At 60.2% G+C, this 17,110-nt stretch carries 22 protein-coding genes and 1 tRNA gene; 14 read left to right on the top strand and 9 right to left on the bottom strand.

Going from position 1 to position 17,110, the window contains the following annotated elements; genetic code table 11:
* Window positions 1–12: 12 nt before the first annotated feature.
* From ACKFR8_RS00340 to ACKFR8_RS00295, 10 genes are all read left to right on the top strand, one after another.
* Entirely contained in the window at window positions 13–771 is a 759-nt protein-coding gene (locus ACKFR8_RS00340) for a 3'(2'),5'-bisphosphate nucleotidase CysQ (RefSeq protein ID WP_408930269.1), read from the top strand.
* 37 nt (window positions 772–808) lie between these two features.
* Window positions 809–1,615 carry a thymidylate synthase gene (locus tag ACKFR8_RS00335; RefSeq protein ID WP_408930268.1) on the top strand — a complete coding sequence of 269 codons (807 nt, stop codon included), beginning with the start codon at window positions 809–811 and terminating at the stop codon, window positions 1,613–1,615.
* Complete coding sequence (locus ACKFR8_RS00330) at window positions 1,615–2,160, top strand: dihydrofolate reductase (RefSeq protein WP_408930267.1); 546 nt, start codon at window positions 1,615–1,617, stop codon at window positions 2,158–2,160. Before ACKFR8_RS00335 ends, ACKFR8_RS00330 begins: the two co-directional genes overlap by 1 nt.
* Complete coding sequence (locus ACKFR8_RS00325) at window positions 2,160–2,447, top strand: glutaredoxin domain-containing protein (RefSeq protein WP_408930266.1); 288 nt, start codon at window positions 2,160–2,162, stop codon at window positions 2,445–2,447. Before ACKFR8_RS00330 ends, ACKFR8_RS00325 begins: the two co-directional genes overlap by 1 nt.
* Before the next feature lie 90 nt (window positions 2,448–2,537).
* Window positions 2,538–2,610 (top strand) — tRNA-Arg (locus tag ACKFR8_RS00320).
* A 236-nt stretch (window positions 2,611–2,846) separates the two neighbouring features.
* On the top strand, window positions 2,847–3,218 hold the full coding sequence (locus ACKFR8_RS00315; protein ID WP_408930265.1) for a hypothetical protein: 372 nt from the start codon (window positions 2,847–2,849) through the stop codon (window positions 3,216–3,218).
* Window positions 3,219–3,756: 538 nt separating this feature from the next.
* Window positions 3,757–4,041: a hypothetical protein gene (locus tag ACKFR8_RS00310; RefSeq protein ID WP_408930264.1), complete on the top strand. Its 285-nt coding sequence runs from the start codon at window positions 3,757–3,759 to the stop codon at window positions 4,039–4,041.
* Between the two features lie 168 nt (window positions 4,042–4,209).
* Window positions 4,210–4,560 (top strand): hypothetical protein, encoded by a 351-nt coding sequence (locus ACKFR8_RS00305; RefSeq protein WP_408930263.1) that lies wholly within the window; start codon window positions 4,210–4,212, stop codon window positions 4,558–4,560.
* A gap of 118 nt (window positions 4,561–4,678) precedes the next feature.
* Window positions 4,679–5,137, top strand: coding sequence for a Panacea domain-containing protein (locus tag ACKFR8_RS00300; protein WP_201828541.1), 459 nt, complete (start codon window positions 4,679–4,681; stop codon window positions 5,135–5,137).
* A 240-nt stretch (window positions 5,138–5,377) separates the two neighbouring features.
* A complete protein-coding gene (locus ACKFR8_RS00295; RefSeq protein WP_408930262.1) occupies window positions 5,378–5,641 on the top strand; it encodes a hypothetical protein in 264 nt (87 codons plus the stop codon).
* A gap of 314 nt (window positions 5,642–5,955) precedes the next feature.
* Here ACKFR8_RS00295 and ACKFR8_RS00290 read toward each other — a convergent pair whose 3' ends face one another.
* Entirely contained in the window at window positions 5,956–6,486 is a 531-nt protein-coding gene (locus ACKFR8_RS00290) for a GNAT family N-acetyltransferase (protein ID WP_408930261.1), read from the bottom strand.
* Between the two features lie 3 nt (window positions 6,487–6,489).
* Window positions 6,490–7,035 (bottom strand): GNAT family N-acetyltransferase, encoded by a 546-nt coding sequence (locus ACKFR8_RS00285; RefSeq protein ID WP_408930260.1) that lies wholly within the window; start codon window positions 7,033–7,035, stop codon window positions 6,490–6,492.
* A gap of 56 nt (window positions 7,036–7,091) precedes the next feature.
* On the opposite strand from ACKFR8_RS00285, the gene ACKFR8_RS00280 reads away from it, so the two are divergent.
* On the top strand, window positions 7,092–7,691 hold the full coding sequence (locus tag ACKFR8_RS00280) for a TetR/AcrR family transcriptional regulator (RefSeq protein ID WP_408930259.1): 600 nt from the start codon (window positions 7,092–7,094) through the stop codon (window positions 7,689–7,691).
* A gap of 242 nt (window positions 7,692–7,933) precedes the next feature.
* Window positions 7,934–8,398 (top strand): class I SAM-dependent methyltransferase, encoded by a 465-nt coding sequence (locus tag ACKFR8_RS00275; RefSeq protein ID WP_408930258.1) that lies wholly within the window; start codon window positions 7,934–7,936, stop codon window positions 8,396–8,398.
* A gap of 387 nt (window positions 8,399–8,785) precedes the next feature.
* Here ACKFR8_RS00275 and ACKFR8_RS00270 read toward each other — a convergent pair whose 3' ends face one another.
* The 3 genes from ACKFR8_RS00270 to ACKFR8_RS00260 form a co-directional block, all read right to left on the bottom strand.
* Complete coding sequence (locus ACKFR8_RS00270; RefSeq protein ID WP_308606853.1) at window positions 8,786–9,142, bottom strand: hypothetical protein; 357 nt, start codon at window positions 9,140–9,142, stop codon at window positions 8,786–8,788.
* A gap of 11 nt (window positions 9,143–9,153) precedes the next feature.
* Complete coding sequence (locus ACKFR8_RS00265; protein ID WP_408930257.1) at window positions 9,154–9,537, bottom strand: TetR/AcrR family transcriptional regulator; 384 nt, start codon at window positions 9,535–9,537, stop codon at window positions 9,154–9,156.
* Window positions 9,538–9,696: 159 nt separating this feature from the next.
* Window positions 9,697–11,934, bottom strand: a complete 2,238-nt coding sequence (locus ACKFR8_RS00260) for a LamG-like jellyroll fold domain-containing protein (RefSeq protein ID WP_408930256.1) — start codon at window positions 11,932–11,934, stop codon at window positions 9,697–9,699.
* Between the two features lie 145 nt (window positions 11,935–12,079).
* On the opposite strand from ACKFR8_RS00260, the gene ACKFR8_RS00255 reads away from it, so the two are divergent.
* The gene (locus tag ACKFR8_RS00255) at window positions 12,080–12,508 is read left to right on the top strand and encodes an OsmC family protein (RefSeq protein ID WP_296134508.1); all 429 of its coding nucleotides are present in this window, start codon (window positions 12,080–12,082) and stop codon (window positions 12,506–12,508) included.
* Here the strand turns inward: ACKFR8_RS00255 and ACKFR8_RS00250 are convergent.
* The gene (locus ACKFR8_RS00250; RefSeq protein WP_408930255.1) at window positions 12,505–13,422 is read right to left on the bottom strand and encodes a hypothetical protein; all 918 of its coding nucleotides are present in this window, start codon (window positions 13,420–13,422) and stop codon (window positions 12,505–12,507) included. The genes ACKFR8_RS00255 and ACKFR8_RS00250 overlap by 4 nt on opposite strands.
* Window positions 13,423–13,642: 220 nt before the next feature.
* Between ACKFR8_RS00250 and ACKFR8_RS00245 the strand changes: the two genes are divergently transcribed.
* Window positions 13,643–14,587, top strand: a complete 945-nt coding sequence (locus ACKFR8_RS00245) for a DUF1906 domain-containing protein (protein ID WP_408930254.1) — start codon at window positions 13,643–13,645, stop codon at window positions 14,585–14,587.
* On the opposite strand, the gene ACKFR8_RS00240 is transcribed toward ACKFR8_RS00245, so the two are convergent.
* The 3 genes from ACKFR8_RS00240 to ACKFR8_RS00230 all read right to left on the bottom strand — a co-directional run bounded on the left by ACKFR8_RS00240 (window position 14,584) and on the right by ACKFR8_RS00230 (window position 16,966).
* Window positions 14,584–15,495 (bottom strand): hypothetical protein, encoded by a 912-nt coding sequence (locus ACKFR8_RS00240; protein WP_408930253.1) that lies wholly within the window; start codon window positions 15,493–15,495, stop codon window positions 14,584–14,586. The genes ACKFR8_RS00245 and ACKFR8_RS00240 overlap by 4 nt on opposite strands.
* Window positions 15,496–15,579: 84 nt before the next feature.
* On the bottom strand, window positions 15,580–16,440 hold the full coding sequence (locus ACKFR8_RS00235) for an aldo/keto reductase (protein ID WP_408930252.1): 861 nt from the start codon (window positions 16,438–16,440) through the stop codon (window positions 15,580–15,582).
* A 169-nt stretch (window positions 16,441–16,609) separates the two neighbouring features.
* Complete coding sequence (locus ACKFR8_RS00230) at window positions 16,610–16,966, bottom strand: FKBP-type peptidyl-prolyl cis-trans isomerase (RefSeq protein ID WP_296134500.1); 357 nt, start codon at window positions 16,964–16,966, stop codon at window positions 16,610–16,612.
* Window positions 16,967–17,110: the final 144 nt, after the last annotated feature.

Below are 17,110 nucleotides of genomic sequence, written 5' to 3'. Positions count from 1 at the left end.
AATCTGGACAGCATGACCGTTGAGATTTCTGATTCCCGTCTGACTAACTCCATCGCCGTGGGCTGCGGCGAGATCCTCAAAGGCGTGCGCAACGGTGGTCTGTTGCGCGGTCTCGCACTGGGTGATGCCGGCGATGAGGCCGCCCAGGAATGGATTTCCCGCGTGCTAGAGCAGCACCGCCCGCAGGACGGCGTCCTGTCGGAGGAGGCCGCCGATGACCTGAGCCGCCTGAAGAAGGAGCGCGTGTGGATCATTGACCCGCTCGACGGCACCAAGGAATTCGCCACCGGCCGCCAGGACTGGGCCGTGCACATCGCCCTCGTGGAAAACGGCACCCCCATCCACGCCGCGGTGGGCATGCCGGATCTGGGCGTGACCTTCAAGTCTTCCGATGTCCGCGCGGTGGCCGGCCCGCTGTCCAAAAAGTTCGTGGTCTCCCGCAACCGCCCGCCGAAGGTGGCCAGCTACATCGCGGAAGAGATGGGCTACGAGACCGTGGGCGTGGGCTCCGCGGGTGCTAAGGCCATGCACGTTCTCCTCGGTGACTACGACGGCTACATTCACGCCGGCGGCCAGTACGAGTGGGACCAGGCCGCCCCGGTGGGCGTTGCCCTGGCTGCGGGCCTCCACTGCTCGCGTCTGGATGGCTCCCCCGTCAAGTTCAACAACGAGGACACCTTCATCCCGGACCTGCTGGTCTGCCGCCCCGAGCTGGCGGACGACATCCTGGAGCACGCCGCGGCTTACGCGGAGGCCAACGGCGGCTACTAAGCCCCCGCGCGCGTGATGCACGCGCATCCTCGCTATCATGGCGAGCATGATTGAGACTCCGTACGAGGACCTTTTGCGTCGTGTCCTCGAAGAAGGCACGCCCAAGGGCGACCGCACCGGCACCGGCACGCGCTCACTGTTCGGCGCGCAGCTGCGCTACAACCTGGCGGAGTCTTTTCCGCTGCTGACCACCAAGAAGGTCTACTTTCACGGCGTCATTGGTGAGCTGCTGTGGTTCCTGCGCGGCGAATCCAACGTTAAGTGGTTGCAGGAGAACAAGGTCCGGATCTGGAACGAGTGGGCCGATGAGAACGGCGAGCTGGGACCCGTCTACGGCGTGCAGTGGCGCTCGTGGCCCACGCCGGACGGCCAGCACATCGACCAGATCCAGGTCGCGCTCGACACGCTCAAGAACAACCCGGATTCGCGCCGCAACTTAGTCTCTGCATGGAACGTCTCCGAGCTGGACAAGATGGCGCTTATGCCGTGCCACCTGCTCTTCCAGCTTTACGTGGCCGATGGCACGCTGTCCATGCAGGTCTACCAGCGCTCCGCCGATATGTTCCTGGGTGTGCCCTTCAACCTGGCCTCTTATGCCGCGCTGACCCACATGTTTGCCCAGCAGGCTGGCCTCAAGGTGGGCGATCTCATCTGGACCGGCGGCGACTGTCACATCTACAACGACCACATCGAGCAGGTCGAAGAGCAGCTCTCCCGCGAGCCCCGCGCCTACCCGCAGCTTAAACTCCACAAGGCAAAGGACATGTTCTCCTATGACTTCGATGACTTTGAGGTCATCGGTTACGACCCCCACCCCACCATCAAGGCGCAGGTGTCCGTCTAATGCTGGGCGCTATCTGGGCTCAGTCCCTCGACGGCATCATCGGTGACGGCTCGGTCATGCCGTGGCACGTGCCGGAGGATCTCAAGCACTTCAAGGAAGTCACGATGGGCGCGCCCGTCATCATGGGCCGCAAGACGTGGGAATCCCTCAATCCTAAGTTCCGCCCGCTGCCGGGCCGGGAGAATATCGTCCTCTCCAGCCGGGAGCCCGGCGCGTGGTCTGCGGGCGCCACCGTGGTGGATAACCTCGACGCCGCGCTTGATGCCACGCCTGGCGACGCCTGGATTATCGGCGGCGGCCAACTCTACAACTCCACTCTCGACCGCGTCGATACCATCGAGCTCACCCTCATGGGTGTGCAGGTCGGCGATGCCTACGGCGACGATGCCGTGCACGCCCCCTCCGTACCGGATGAGTTCAGCTTGTCTGCCGATAGCGACTGGCTGACCTCACAGTCCGGACACCTCACCATCCCCGGGCAGCCGCCCAGCGAGCTGCCGATGAAATACCGTTTCCTCACCTACGACAGAAAGGCTGCTGCTTAATGTCTGGCAACATCACTGCTCCCGAAACCTCGGAGCATGTCACCATCTTCTACGCCGACTGGTGCCCGTTCTGCCAACGCCTGATTTCCGCCCTCAATCGCACTGAGACTCCGCACGCGCTCGTCGACGCCGAAGCGGAAGGCACCGAAGATATCAACGCTTGGATCGAGTCCGTCAACGACGGCAACCGCATCGTGCCCACCGTCCTCTACTCCGACGGCACCCACGCCACCAATCCCGCTGCTAGCGAAGTCCGCGCCAAGTACGCGGAGCTGGCCGGCGAATAAGCCCCCGCAGCCAGCGCGACCAAAGGCCACGCGTTTACCGCCGCCCTAAGCAGGGCTGCTAGTCTTACCTAGGTGCACAACGCACCCCCTGCCCCAGTAGCTCAGGGGATAGAGCACGGCTCTCCTAAAGCCGGTGTCGGAAGTTCGAATCTTCTCTGGGGCACGCTGTGAAGTCTCGAGACATCGTTCCGCTCGGTGTCTCGAGATTTTTCGTTTTTAGTTGCCCCGTTGGGGGTTGAGTTCGTTGTCTTTCTTGTTGTAGTAAACCTTTTCCTGACTTGGCTCACGGTTAGGTGATGAAGGTCACCCTTGACATTGTGGCCTGGAGTTTTGCTGTTGTGGCGGTTATTTTTTCGACACTAAGCGGGTATCGGCGGGGGTAGCCGGTAGTCTGATTTTGTGAGTCCATACATTCGCACTGTCAAGACCGCTTCCGGGGCGACGGCGGTTCAGGTGGTGTGGTCTGAGCATCGAGGGTCGAAAAAGCTTCAACAGGTCGGATCAGGACACTCACCTGATCAAGTTGAGCAGCTTAAAGTCCAGGCCCGGCGTCTTATTGATGCAGATCAACTCACCCTTGATCTTGGAGTAGAGCCTTCAGCAAGCAGGGGAACCACTGATGACCCGGTGCCGGTGACAGCACAGCGAGCTGGTTACTTGTTGGACTGTATTGATGCGTGTTTCAACGAGTTAGGTCTTGCTGTAGCAACTGGTGATGATCAGGTGTTTCGGGATCTGGTGCGCGCTCGGTTGATTAATCCGAGCGAGTAGTACTGTGGGTGTGTACTCGTTGGACGTGGCGACGGATTACTCCTAATCGAGAGACCGAGACACAGCCGGGAGGTGCTCAACCTCCCGACTGTTTTTCTTGGATGGTTTCCCGAAGGAGTACCTCGCAAACCGGTACGCAGCCTCGGTGCCGCTTATCCGCTTGCAGTTCAAGCGCCAATACTTGCGGGCCAACGACCCTTAAACCACAACAAGTATAGAGGAGACACAGAATACGAGCACAAACCGATTCGCCCCTGCGGACTGGCTGTTAAATTACCTCGATGGTCAGGAATACGAAAAAATCTCTACTACATTCGGCGAACTCGCTCGCTATTGCGATTTCACCGCGAAGGAACTGCAAAGAGCCGGTTTTATGCTCCGGGATACCGGGTTAGTAACGATGATGTCGGACGCGGGTCACTCCCTATTCGTGGGAGGACTCACCGGTGAGGGACAAGCACTCGTCTACACGGGCCAATCTGTAGGTGACTATCTTCGCGCACGGAGTGGCTCATCGACAACTACCAACACGGTCAACGTGACAGGCGACGTCCACGGCGGTCAGGTGGGTATCAACAACGAGCAGACCATTACTGTGCAGGTGACGCCCGAGCAGGTACGAAATCTGGTCACCGTTTTGCGCGAGGACGGTCTGACCGAGATAGCTGACGCAGTTGAAGAAGAAACCCAAGGAGGCAAGGAACCGGCGCGAGTTGTGGACGGGCTGCGCCGAGGGTTATCCGTCGCGAGTGACGCCGGAACAGTCTTGACATCGCTTGGAGCCGCAGGAAGAGCCGTGCTGACAATGTTCGGCGCGATGTAGGCGAATTAGAACTCTTGTTCGCAATCGGGAGATACGTGTCGGGAACGTGAGTCATACTGACGCCGAACGAACGACGTTCACCTCGAATACCCGCACTTTCGGGGCCCGATTTTCCTACAGGAGGCTACTATGCGGACGCGATACCGCACTACAACCATCGAGATTGACGTGCTCAACTCCGAGCGGTACTGGCTGACGATTCCCGATTATGAAGCATGGGCTAAACCGATGTTTTCTGGTGCCGCCCTCACCACCCCGTCGGGCAAGCGACTCCCCGCCGGGGTTCGCATAAAGGCCAATGACCAGAATGACGGGTTGGTCAGTCACATCTCTTTCGATTTCATCGCGCCCCGGAAGCACATCGACCGGGAGTTGCAAGAAATGGTTTTCTCTATCGAGAACATTGTCCCCATTAGTATTGCGGTTAGCGAGGGCGACCTCACCATCGACGAGATTCGAGTACTCGACCTAGACATTGACCACGAGTACGCCGAGGTCGTGCGAGATGTGATGGAGTAGACAACCCCGGAAAGGGGGACATGAGGAATCCAAATCCTCTAAATCGTGTTGGATTATGTGAAGTGAGCCGTCAGCGAGAATAATGGGTTTTAGATTCCTAACAGAGAAAGGAGTAGTCATGGCGCGAGTTTTAGACGTTGCACAGTACATCTTGGAGCAAATGAAGACCCCGGTTACAACTATGAAACTTCAGAAACTCGTCTACTACTCCCAAGCCTGGAATCTGGTTTGGGACGAGATACCACTCTTCGACTCACGCATTGAAGCCTGGGCAAATGGTCCGGTTGTCAGAGACCTTTTCCGCGAACACAGCGGAAGGTTCACAGTTGGACCCGAATCGGGAATCGGTATGTCCGCAGGACTCACCGATTCCGAAAAAGAAACCGTCGACGCTGTAATCGAAGCCTACGGCAACCTATCCGGCCAGCAACTAAGCGACCTCACTCATAGTGAGCGTCCTTGGCGGCAGGCCCGTGAAGACATTCCCGAGGGTGCCGCAAGCAGTAACCCAATCGACCTTGACGTTGTCCAGGACTTCTACGGCGGTAAGTTGGCGGAAGAATCCGTTCCGCTGTAGATGAAGAAAAGAGATCGCAAGAAAGCCAAGAGACAGGAAAACAACAGAAAGAAGCGTCTGGCTCCTGTCTCCGCTCCCCCAACTAGAAAGTCACTATCCCAACAATCCCCGGATGGCGACTTTATGGATAGACCCGTTCGTTGGACGGCACAGACAGTCGACACTGGATTCAACAAGTTGGGGTGTCGCTGGGACTTAACCCCTCCCGAAACTAAACAATTACTAAATTTTCTATCGGACATGTCCGCGAAGAAATGGAAAGAGGTCTGGAGCGCCGGGTCGGGTACTGGACATCGCATGCACCACCGCCAGGACGTTACTTCGATTCATAAACTCGCGCAGGAACGGCTGATTGAACTAGGACACTCCGACGAGGAATCACTTTACCGGTTCCGAATACAGGGAACGGTGCGCCTCTGGGGATTCCGGACGGGCGATGTGTTCCGAATCCTCTGGTACGACCCCAATCATCAAGTCTCCCCCACCACCAAGCGTAATACCTAGTCAGAGCACGATTCGGCCCCCTAACACTCGTCCCCTGCCAAAGTAGGGAATCGGCGGGTATCCTACTAAGGAATCAACTTCAACCGAGACCGGCATATCGGCTGGGAGAGTGAATATCCGAATCTCCCGAATTCGAAGAATCTGGTTTGACTGTTCAAACAACCCCTCAACACACCAAACGCTTCTACCTGCAAAAATTTGAGGCGTTTTGCGTTGTGCAGGGACTGCCATCAGAGAGCTGTGGCCGAAAATGCGACTAGGAATCGCTACCCGCTAAGACATCCAACCGCTGCTCATTTCAAATCAGACGCCATTCATTGGCTTATGTTCTCGGAGGCAAGCCGCGCGTAAACGAGGGTATCGGTCCATTCACCCTTGCTAAACCAGTCCTGGACGTGATGCGCTTCGAGCCGGAACCCAACGCGGTTAGCAAGTGCTGCGGAGGCACTGTTTCGGGCGTCCATCTGTGCGGTAATGCGGTGGAGATTGTAATGATCAAACCCGAGGGCAAGTACCGCGCGAACGGCTTCACTGGCGAAGCCTTGTCCACCGTGCGTTGGGTTCAGCACCCACCCGATCTCGCCCTGTCGGTGCACCTTATCTGTGAGCCATAGTGCGACGTCCCCGATCGCGATACCTTCATGTTCGATAACCAACGCGAGCGCAGCAGCCTCACCATCGAGGTCAGTCTTTGTTAGCCGCTCCGCCAACTTGTCACGGGCGACTCCCATAGTCCATGGCTCGTCCAACAGGTAACGAGCAACGTCGGGACGTGAGTGCAAATCGTGAAGCCATGTGACATCACCTGATTCATGCAGTCGGAGTTGAAGCCGCTCCGTCGTCAACGGTCACTGGGCGGTGGGAGTGAGATCGTGCTGGTAATGGACCAACTCTTCCCGCTGTCCTGCGGGCGTGGTCCCTAAGCCTCGTCCGGTCTCGCGGAATCCCGCCGTCGCCAAGCAGTGCTGGGAGGCCTTGTTTTCCGGAAGCGTGCGCGCCGTCAAGGTTCGAAGTCCACTGTTGCACGCGAAGCGTGATGCCAGCTCCAAGCCCCGACGGGCATGTCCTTCCCCTCGCGCACCGGGATGAATCCAGAACCCGACCTCAGCAGCTTCGGAGCTGACATCAAAGAGAACCATCGAGCCCACGAACTGGTCGGTCTCGGCGTCGGCAAGTGCAAGGACTGCCAACGTGCCGGACGAGAGGCCCGTCGCAACCTCTTCACGGATCATCCGTCGCACGGACTCGGGGGTGTAATCAGGTTCAGGCAGGTGAGCGAAGCGCCGCACAGCTCCATCTTTGGTGCCTGCTGCATACGCATCTGCGTCCAGTTCGGAGAGAGGGCGCAGGCAAGTGTTCTCAAAAGTGATCGGAAGGTTGGTGGCATCCAGCATGTTCCAAACCTAACATAGTTCGGATAGGTGGTTCAAGCAGGTTTAGCTAGGCTGGTGTGGTGAGTTACTGGGAAAATCGAAAGCCTGTGCAGCGTCTCCGCGCCGTGGATATTGCGGAGGTTGCGAGAGCATCGGTAAGGCTGTTGGACGAAGGTGGATTGAGGGCTCTCACCATGAGAGCTGTGGCGCAACAGGTGGGCGTCGCCCCAGCTAGCTTGTACTCCCGCGTGGAGTCAGTCGACGACCTATTCGACCTCGCCCTCGATACAGCGCTTGCAGATGACCCCGCAATGTCCGAGTCGATCAGCAACGCCGACCTCCCCACCCTGATGCAAGCTTTCTTCACGCACCTCACGACCCACCGGTGGGCTGGTCAGGTCATCGGCATGCGCGCCCCCAGAGGCCCTGCTTACCTAGTGCTCTCTGAGCGTATGTGCGTCCTACTCGAGCGAGAGGGAGTCCCGGACCCGTTGGGAACTGCCTACCGGTTATCAAACCTAGTGATTGGCGCCGCTCTGACCGCTCCCATGGCGCCCGACGAAAAGCGTGTTGCCATCAACCCCGAACAAGCCCCGACTTATGCGCGCCTCCATGCGGCGCACCACATTAGCCCACAAGAGATCCTCTCCGAAGGCATCAAGAAACTCTTGTCTTGACGGAACCATCCAATTTCGGGCAGCAGCAATGTGAAGAAGACTCGAAATGTCGAGAGGAAGCCCAGCTGGGCCGGTTGTGGAGTAGCTGGGCTAGGGATTGTTCGATTACCCCCCACTTGCAATGGGTCGCGACATCGTTAACAGACTGCCACAGGGCTCGTTCGCTTACTTTTCTCTCTTTTCCGAATGTGTTTACTCAAAAATACACTCTTGGAATTGAGTTAGACTCTCTAGTGGTCGAGATGACTGGAAATCTTTACGGAGTTGACGGAGGCACGTTGTACGACATCGTAAGGCAGGCTTATGCAAAGCGCGCTCCCGAATACGTCGAAGCCTTGGGATCAATTGAGGACATGAGCCCTAAGGACGTCTTACTCATCTCTGAGTGGGGAAGGGCGGTTAATGGTCCGGTGCTGGATGCGGGGTCGGGGCCCGGACACTGGGCAGACTTATTGCGGACTTTGAAATGTGAAGTAGTCGGGCTTGATATGGTCTCAGAGTTCATTGGAATTGCGAAAAATAGATTTCCCTCCACCAACTTCGTTTTGGGCGAATTGTCGGAGATCCCGCTTAAGTCCTCCAGTCTCGGGGGGATACTTGCTTGGTACTCGTTGATTCATTTGCGGCCAGATGACTGGGGCCTGGTTCTAACTGAATTCGCAAGGACCCTTAGACCGGGTGGCACTCTTCTTCTCGGAGCGTTTTAGGGGAGCAAGGTGCCCCCTTCGAGCATGCAATTGCCGAGGCATATTACTGGTCAGAGGTAGAGCTTCTCAAGCAGCTGGACTCGGCTGGCTTTCAGGGAATTTCTGTCCATTCTCGATGCACGAATGGCATTAGGCCGCATCTAGACGTTCTTGCACGGCGTTGTTAGTTGGGAACACCTTCGCATTTTGGACAATAACTATTGCGGCAACAGGCACATAGATCTGGTTATGGCAGTTGCGATGAAGGCTTGGCCGTAGACTCAGTCTGTGGGACTCTCCCGTTTCAACCACCATTTACCGTGAGCGTAAACACCCCTGCATCGAAGTGCGGATTATCCCCGAGCATGCGCGACAAAGAACGACCAGCCCAGTCGATGAGAACAGCCCTTACTCCGCCTGAGCCTTCTCATTAATGCGAGCCGCGCACTCAGTCGGGTTTTCGAGAGACACAATCAACCGGTCAAAGCGTTCGTCTTTAAGCTCGATGACAACAGCGTTCTCATAACCATTAATGTTCCAGAACTGGCGTCCACCGTCAGAGTGGAACGTGCCCGATAGTTTTTGGCCGGCCCGCAGACCCGGTGCTCGAAGGCCTTTGGGCTCGTGCTTCATTCCAGGGTCATGAGTAGCTCCACGAACGTGGTTCCACGAAACCGCGATGCTGCCGGTCAAAGACCAGAGCTTATCAAGCCCGAGCGGCTCGATGACGAGCTCTTTGCCTGTCAGAGTGAGTTTGTTGTTCATGATGGTTCTCCTTATTTTTCGATTCTTTGAGAGCGGGCAAGCACGTGCTGCCCTAGTGAGCTTGGGTCACTGAAGCACAGTTCATAGGCCTGTTGGATTAGTTCCCGTAGATCCTTGCTGACAGGCGCCACCTCAACCAGTGCCACCACTACGAAGTCCTTTGCCGCGTCCGACACTTGCCCGTTCTTAGCTTGGGCGCACACCGCTTCCGCAGCAGCACGGAACAACCCATGCTTTGAGCCATAAATGTTGTAGAAGCTGGACCGGTTAAGCCCCAGTTGATTGACCACCACGTCCACTGACACTGCAGTGAATCCGCTCCTGCCAAACATTGTGATCGCGCCAGAGAGCACTTCTTTTTCATTGAATTTACGAGGCCGTCCCATGACTTTCATACTACTCATTCCAGAATGGTTTGTCCATAACTGGATTAGCTTCGACTACACTGCGAAGCCGATTCACTCAAGCCACATTCCTAACAAATAGGTGCCGAAATCGTGCCGTGCAGCAAAAATCCCCCGCCTCAATGTGAGACGGGGGACGTGGGCTGAGCGCTAGTTCAGGCCCGGAATCTTCGGCAACTTCGGCTGCGGGATGTTGAGGCCGAAGAGTCGGTTGATGGTCGGGATAAGGGCGTAGGCGGCGCCGCCGACGGCCGCGATAACGGCGACGATGGGGAGGATAATCTTCGCACCGCGGCTGGAGCCGGCGAAGAAGGCCTGGCCGATGTCGCTCGCGGAGGGCTCCTTCGTGTTGGTCGGCTTAGCGGGCGTGCTCGGCTCGGTGGTGGTCGTCTCAGCCGGGGAGGTGGTCGCGGAAGAGGAAGGCTCTTCTTCCTTCACGGCAGGGCGGGCGGTGAGCCACTCGTCGGAGTCGAGAACGCCCTGGGTCAGGCGGGTCTCACCAATCCAGCCGTACCACGGGTCCTGCGGCTTGCGGTTATCAAAGCCAGCGCCCATGACCCACTGCAGGTCGCGCGGGAGCAAGCCCTCAGCGCCCTTGGCGTTGCGCAGGATGGGTGCACCGTTGATGAACATCTCAACGGTGTCGGAGTCCGGCTTGTTGACTACGGCGATGTGCATCCACTCATCGGTGGGCACCTCGTGGGACCACACGGTCGAGCCTTCGCCTTCCTTCGGCTCCGCCCACCAGCGCAGCTCACGCAGGTTGGAGATGCCGAACATGACGGTGGGATCGGTGTCGTCGGAGCCGTCGACAAGCTCAGCGATGCTGGAGTCACGGGAAAGCGCGCTTCCCCAGCCGTGCTCAGAGCCGTTGAAATCCTTCGGGATCTTCACGAAGGACTCGAAGGTGTAGCCCGCGGAGGTATCGACCTTGTTGATCTCAGCGCCTTCCTTGGACCGGAACTCCGCCATCGCGGCCTTGCCAGCTGGGTCGGACCAGTAGAGGGAACCAGAGTCGGAGGACAGTGGGTGGTGGTCCTTGGTGTAGGTGATGCGCTCACCCGTGTTGGAAGGACCACCCTCGCGAACGAGGTCACCAGCACCGTCGGCTCCGAAGGCATCCGGAATGATGGCGCCTTCGGTGGCCACGTCGCCGTCGCTAAGCTGCTTGCCGTCCTTGTTCTTGGTCTGGCCCGGACGCCAGTGGAAGACGGTGTTGTCAGACTTTACGAAGTCGTTCGGGCCCTCCGGCAGCTGGTCCTGCGGAATGGTGTACGGGGTGAAGCCTTCCTCAGCGATGTCGCGGGCCTTCCGGCCCAGGTCGGGGTCATTTTCATCGCCGATGGTCCACTCCGGGGCAAAGTCAGCGAAGCGCTCCTTGAAGTTGAGCGGCACGTGGTAGCTATCGCCCTTACCGTCCAGGATGAGCTTGTCAAACTGCGTGAGCTCCTTGGCCGGCTTCTGAGCTACCCACGGGGACAGGGCGGTCATCTCCAGTTCGTTGCCGGAAAGGTCGAACTCGAGCACACCCAGCAGGCCGTTGCCGCCCTGGTAAGCCATCTGGTAGTCCTGCAGGATGCCTACGACATCGTGTCCAGCATCGTTCTTGTCCACGCGGTAGCCCGCGCCATGGTGGTGGCCGCCCATGGTCAAGAAGATCTGGTCGTTGCGCTTGATGAAGCGGTCCCACAGGCCCTGGCCGTAGTCATCGGAGTAGAAGACCTCGCCAGCGCCGTCGATATTAAGCACCTCGTGGCTAGTGAGGATGACCGGCAGGTCCGGGTGGGCGTCGAGAACGCCCTGGGCCCAGTCCAGAGCCGCGTCGTCCGCGCGCCACGCCAATGCCAGGACCAGGTATTTCTGGCCCTCAGCCTCAAAAATGTGGTACTCAGAGTCGTTGTTCACCGCGGTGTGGCGCTCCTGGAAGGTCTCCGGGTTAGCGGCCTTGGCGCGCTCAGCGCTGAAGTAGTCGTTGTACGGGTGTGCCGACTTGTCATCTATCATGTCGTGATTGCCCGGCAAGATGGAGTAGTTGAGGTCCGAATCGTCGAGCGCCTGCATGGCCTTGTCGGCGACCTTCCACTCACCATCCACGTCCGCCTGGTCCACAACGTCACCGAGGTGGGTAGCGAAGTCCATGTTGAGCGCCTTCTGGTTCTTCACCAGCCACTCAGTCTGCGCGGTGTAGGGCTCGCTGCCGTAGCGCGCCTGGGCCAGGTTGCCGGTCTCCGGCGTGGAATAGCGGGAGTAGAACTGGGTATCTGGCAGCACGCCCAGAGTAAAGCGCGAACCGAGTTCTTCCGTGGGCTCTGCAGAGGCGGGCGCGATGAGGAGGGTACCTGCTACCGAGGCGGTGACCAGGGTGCTCAGGAGGCGGCGAGAAGTCATAGTGTGTCCAATCAAGACGAAGGTGAGCTGTGAGTTCGAGAGAGACGACGAGAAGATTAATATTCGTAGTTTGCGGCAACGTGGCCGCTATATGAATTTCCTTTTAAATGACTTGGCCGGTCGCGCCGCGGTTAGGATGGCGGCCATGAGCGACATTGTGAAGAAATATGGGGTTGACGTCACCCGCGTCGACACGGGCCATTACCGCGCGACCAATCCGGCGGGCGCCAGCCTGGAGTTCGGGACCGGCGAGGGACTGCTCAGCCCGGTGGAGCTGCTGCTCGCCGCGGTGGCGGGCTGCTCTGCGGTCGACGTCGACGTGGTCACCTCCCGGCGCGCGGAGCCAGAGCTTTTCGACGTCCACGTGGACGGCACCCGCGTCAGCGAGGACGGGGCCGCAAGGCTAAGCGACGTCGACGTGGAGTTCTCCCTCCGCTTCCCCGACACCGACGCCGGCCGCCAGGCGCAGTCCATGGTTGAACGCCTGGTGCGCATCTCCCACGAAAAGGACTGCACGGTCTCCCGCACGGTGGAGCACCCCACCACCGTGTCCTTCCGCACCACGGAGGCTTAGGCGAAGGGGTTGTCGTCCCTGCCGGGGTGGGTATCCCGCGAATCGGCGAAGGGATTTTCCAGCCGGCCGGGCACCACATTCCCCTGCCCCGCGCCGGTAGCAAAGGGGTTGCGTCCGGCGTCGATGCGGCGCCGGCGGTAGCGCTCCAGGTTCGCCTGCGCCATGTAGTCGAGCTCCTCGCCGTCGACCTCGATCCAGGGAAGCGGGTTCGTGTCGTACATGCGGCGCGGCCGGCCCTGGTGGGGTGAGGAGAGCATGGTGCGCACATCGGCCCGGGCCTGATCCAGCTCGCCCAGGTCCTTAGGGCTAAACGCCTTCCTCACCGGGCCCTCGCCAAAGGCCCCGACCACGTCTGCCTTGAGCATGCTGAAGCTGAATAGACCGGAGGGGATCGTCGCGTTGCGCATGTCCACCTTGTTAAAGGCGAAAATGTCATCGTCGTAGTCCACGATGAGGCCCTGCGGGGTGATGAAAAGCCAGGCCTCGGTCGCCATGTTGACGTCTACCCGGTAGAAGCCGATGAGCGGCTCGTCGGGTTCGAGGAGCAAGTAGGGGTAGAGCGGAATCCGGCCCGCTCCCCCACACTGGGCATAGCCATGGTCCCACAGGTAGCATTCGTCCCCCAACAGCAGTACTTTCCACAATCCCCGGACGAAGTCAGAGAGCAGCGCGCCGTACTTCTCCGCCAGGGGCTTGTGGATGCGCAGGTAGCCCGAGCGGATCTCACACACGATGGGATAGGTCAGCGGCAGCGCGTCGATGTCGTGTTCATCGATGTCCATCCGGGCCACCGCCTTCTCCACGAATTCATCGATGGGAAAGAGGTGCTCCACCACGATAGTGTTGCCTTCTCGGCGGCTGTCCAGAATCCACTCAGAGCCCAGGCGCTGATTCTCGATGTAGTCCGTGAGCACCCGTTCAACCTGCGCATCGCTGAACCGAGCGCTATCTAGCCGGAAGACACTGTCCCCCTGGACAAAACGAAGCCTGAGTTCTGCGGCCACGCTGTTCACCTCATCCCTACTGTGCGCCCCGCGCGCACCATTACTGGAGTTCTTTCGTGGTGCAATCTTAAACCATTGTGGCTACAGTGTTTCCAGATAACTCTTTCACGTGCCCCTACCAGGAGACACCATGTCATTTTCCCGCCGCTCCCTCATCAAAGCCGGCGCCCTGGCGCTGACCGCTGGCGCCGTGGGCAGCCAATCCCCCTCTGCCTTGGCCATTGGCCCCGCCCTCGGAACCATCATTGACTTCTCTGCGGGGGTTCCTTCCGCCCAGGCCGTCAAGGCCGCCGGGCACCTCGGCGCCATCCGCTACGTGTCTCAGCGCCGCCCCGGCGCGAACTGGATGACGGGCAAGCCGGTGACGCTGGCGGAGACCAAGGCAAACGCCGCGGCGGGGTTGAAGACCGCCTCCATCTATCAGTTCGGCCGGGCAGAAACCGCCGATTGGCTCACCGGCGCTGCTGGCGCCGCCGTCCACGCGCCGCAGGCCATCGCCCTCCACAAGGCGGCGGGCGGCCCGACTGGGCGTCCTATCTACATCGCCATCGATGACAACCCCACCCGCGCGCAGTACACCACCCAGGTCCGCCCCTACCTGCAGGCGTTCTCCACCGCGCTGCGCGCCGCCGGCTACCAGACGGGCGTCTACGGCAACTACAACGTCATCGACTGGTGCGTGACCGACGGCATCGGCTCCTTCTACTGGATGCACGACTGGGGATCCGGCGGAAAGATTCACCCGCGCACCGCGATTCACCAGGTGGGCGGGCGCCAGGCCACCATCGACGGCGTCATCTGTGACATCAACACCGTCTATGCGCGCGACTGGGGTCAGTGGACCCCGGGGTCGCGCGGCGCTGCTGCCCCCGCAGCGCCCTCTGCTCCCTCTGCTCCCGCAGCCCCGGCGCTGCCGGACACCTCCGCCCTGCCCAACCTCACGTTCCCGGACGTGAGCAGCCGCGGCTCCAGCGTGGGCCCGGAGGGTATTACCATCGCCGGCTCCTCAGTAAGCCCGGAGCAGGTGCGCGGCGCGGTGGACGTCATCAACACCGTGCGCAACGCGATGGGTTAGGACGCGGAAGCGCTTGGCGCAGTCTCCCTGCTTGCCTCCACGGCGTCCGGATCCGCCAGCGCGTCGCGGTTGCGGTTGTTGCCCTTGATGAGGTTCTTGCCAGTAATTTGCTTGCGCACATACTTGGTCAGATCCTTCGCGGAACCCTCGATGGAGGCGGCGACGACGAAGTCATCGCTAAAGGAGACCGAGGAGTGCCGGTCCTTACTATCGGACCAACCCCACTTGGAGCCGACGACGTCGCTCAGCGTGGCGGTGCCGTAGTTCTGCTGGTAGCCGTCCGCGGAGTACGCGTCCGCGTGGGCCATGGCCACCAGCACCGGGTGGGTGGGATCGTTTTCCATGAGCTGCACAATAAACCGCACGACATCATACGTGGACGTCTTCGAATGGCCCCAATCCTTCCCCGCCGAGGTGGAGGTGAGCCCGTATTCCTCCGCGATGTCATCGATGGAGTCGGGGTACTTCTCAAACAGGGTGCCCGCGCTCTCGTCGGAGGAATCCGCAATCATGTCCAGCGCCAAGTATTTGTCCTCGAAGGTACCGTGCTCGATGACGTAGGTGGCGATGTAGAGCTTGATGAGGCTGAGCGCGTAGCGCGGCTTGTGCTCCGTGGGCGAGCCCATGTGCATGCCGGTGCTGATGCGGTAGTAGGTGATCGCCTTGGAATCGTCCCCGGCGAGGAACTGCCCCACGGAGTCATCGACTGCGGCAAGCTGCGGCTCGCCCATCTCGTGCGAAATCGGCGCCGGGGTGGCGGCGGGTGCGGAGGCCATCGACTCGGCAGTGGAGCTATCTTCCGGTGCCGCGGAGCAGGCGGTCAGCGCCGCACCCCCGACTGCGCACGCCAGCAGGGCGGCACCAGCACGCACTGATACCGCCCTGTGAAAAGCCTGGGAGTAAAACACGGGAATTGAGTCTACTCGCTTACCGCCAGATCGTAGCGATCCCCCGGTGCCGCACTGCCCACGCCAGCCAGGGACCGGGGAATTTTAAGCGCTGCCCGGGAATTCGCGCGGATCCTTAAACATGCGGCCGAAGCCCTCTTGACCCTCGAGCGCATCGAGAGACTCAATATCCGCGGCGTCCAGTTCGACCTCGGCGGCGGCGAAGTTTTCCGCCAGCCGCTCACGATGGCTGGACTTCGGGATGACGGAGATCCCCTTGTCCACGAGGTAAGCCAGGACGGCCTGACCCGCGGTGATGTCGTGACGCTGGGCCACCTCCTCCACCTGCGGGTTGGATAGGATGACGCCGCGCGCCAGTGGCGACCATGCCTCGGTCACGATGCCCTGGCTGGCGTGGAACTCACGCAGCTCTGGCTGCGTAAACCCCGGGTGCAGCTCCACCTGGTTGAGGACCGGCACGATGCCGGTCTTCGCAATGAGCTCCTGGAGGGTGTCCTCGCAGAAGTTCGCCACGCCGATGGACGCAATCTGACCCATGCCCTGCAGGCGGGCGATCTCCTCGAAGGTCTCCACGTACAGCCCGCCCTGCGGCCACGGCCAGTGAATGAGGTAGAGGTCCAGGTAGTCCAGCTGCAGCTTCTCCAGGGAATCGTGGAAGGCGTGGTCCACCTTGCCCTTGCCGTGGTGATCGTGCCAGACCTTGCTGGTGATGAAGAGCTCGTCACGGGTGACGTCGCCGGCCTTGAGCGCGTCAGCCAATGCCTGGCCTAGCTCTGCCTCATTCTCGTAGAGGGTGGCCGTGTCGAAGTGGCGGTAGCCCAGCTCGATTGCCTCGCGCACCGCGCGGTTGAGCTCCTCGCCGTGAAGCTTGTAGGTGCCAAGACCCACAAGCGGCATCTCGCGGTCATCATTGAACGTGGTTTGTGGAACACTCATGTCCCCCATTGTGCCCCACACCGCGGCCGCGTGGGGACGGGCCGCCGCAAGAAGTCGGCCGCTCCACACGCACAAGCGCCCCTACGCCCACCCTCCTGGGTGCTCAAGCGGAGGGGTGGGCGCAGGGGCGCGGGAGCTACGCGGACCGTGGCCCAAAGCCACTGTTCCGTCAAGGCGCTTAGGCGCGGATCAGGTCAATGATGAACGTCAAGGTGCGACCAGACAGCGGGTGCGCGCCGCCGGCGGGGCCGTAGGCCTTCTCCGGCGGGATGATGAGCTTACGGCGACCGCCCACCTTCATCCCCGGGATGCCTTCCTGCCACCCCGCGATGAGGCCGGTCAGCGGGAACTCGATGGACTGACCACGGCCCCACGAGGAGTCGAATTCCTGGTTCGTCTCGTAGTCAACACCGACGTAGTGGACCTCAACGTAGCCGCCCGGCTGGGCCTCGGCACCGTCACCCACCACAATGTCCTCTACGACAAGTTCAGTGGGCGCAGGCTCCGTTGCCGGCTCAACGATGGGCTTTTCCATTGGGGAATCTCCTCCTTGGACAAATTACTTTCTTAGGTGGCCACAAGCCGCAGGCCGAGCCACGTTTACCCCATTATAAGGGGCGATCGGTGGCTCGGCCCTAGAAACGCAGCGTATGGGGGTCTATCCCCACCGCAGGCGCGT

It is taken from the genome of Corynebacterium axilliensis (genome assembly GCF_046097495.1).
Classification (GTDB): domain Bacteria; phylum Actinomycetota; class Actinomycetes; order Mycobacteriales; family Mycobacteriaceae; genus Corynebacterium.
This window is presented reverse-complemented; position numbering and strand designations above follow the sequence as displayed.

Bases quoted from the DNA above. Each gene is read 5' to 3' on its own strand.
- ACKFR8_RS00340 (WP_408930269.1), top strand. From the start codon at position 13: ATGACCGTTGAGATTTCTGATTCCCGTCTGACTAACTCCATCGCCGTG.
- ACKFR8_RS00335 (WP_408930268.1), top strand. From the start codon at position 809: ATGGCGAGCATGATTGAGACTCCGTACGAGGACCTTTTGCGTCGTGTC.
- ACKFR8_RS00330 (WP_408930267.1), top strand. From the start codon at position 1,615: ATGCTGGGCGCTATCTGGGCTCAGTCCCTCGACGGCATCATCGGTGAC.
- ACKFR8_RS00325 (WP_408930266.1), top strand. From the start codon at position 2,160: ATGTCTGGCAACATCACTGCTCCCGAAACCTCGGAGCATGTCACCATC.
- ACKFR8_RS00300 (WP_201828541.1), top strand. From the start codon at position 4,679: ATGGCGCGAGTTTTAGACGTTGCACAGTACATCTTGGAGCAAATGAAG.
- ACKFR8_RS00295 (WP_408930262.1), top strand. From the start codon at position 5,378: ATGTCCGCGAAGAAATGGAAAGAGGTCTGGAGCGCCGGGTCGGGTACT.
- ACKFR8_RS00285 (WP_408930260.1), bottom strand. From the start codon at position 7,035: ATGCTGGATGCCACCAACCTTCCGATCACTTTTGAGAACACTTGCCTG.
- ACKFR8_RS00275 (WP_408930258.1), top strand. From the start codon at position 7,934: ATGACTGGAAATCTTTACGGAGTTGACGGAGGCACGTTGTACGACATC.
- ACKFR8_RS00270 (WP_308606853.1), bottom strand. From the start codon at position 9,142: ATGAACAACAAACTCACTCTGACAGGCAAAGAGCTCGTCATCGAGCCG.
- ACKFR8_RS00265 (WP_408930257.1), bottom strand. From the start codon at position 9,537: ATGAAAGTCATGGGACGGCCTCGTAAATTCAATGAAAAAGAAGTGCTC.
- ACKFR8_RS00260 (WP_408930256.1), bottom strand. From the start codon at position 11,934: ATGACTTCTCGCCGCCTCCTGAGCACCCTGGTCACCGCCTCGGTAGCA.
- ACKFR8_RS00255 (WP_296134508.1), top strand. From the start codon at position 12,080: ATGAGCGACATTGTGAAGAAATATGGGGTTGACGTCACCCGCGTCGAC.
- ACKFR8_RS00245 (WP_408930254.1), top strand. From the start codon at position 13,643: ATGTCATTTTCCCGCCGCTCCCTCATCAAAGCCGGCGCCCTGGCGCTG.
- ACKFR8_RS00235 (WP_408930252.1), bottom strand. From the start codon at position 16,440: ATGGGGGACATGAGTGTTCCACAAACCACGTTCAATGATGACCGCGAG.
- ACKFR8_RS00230 (WP_296134500.1), bottom strand. From the start codon at position 16,966: ATGGAAAAGCCCATCGTTGAGCCGGCAACGGAGCCTGCGCCCACTGAA.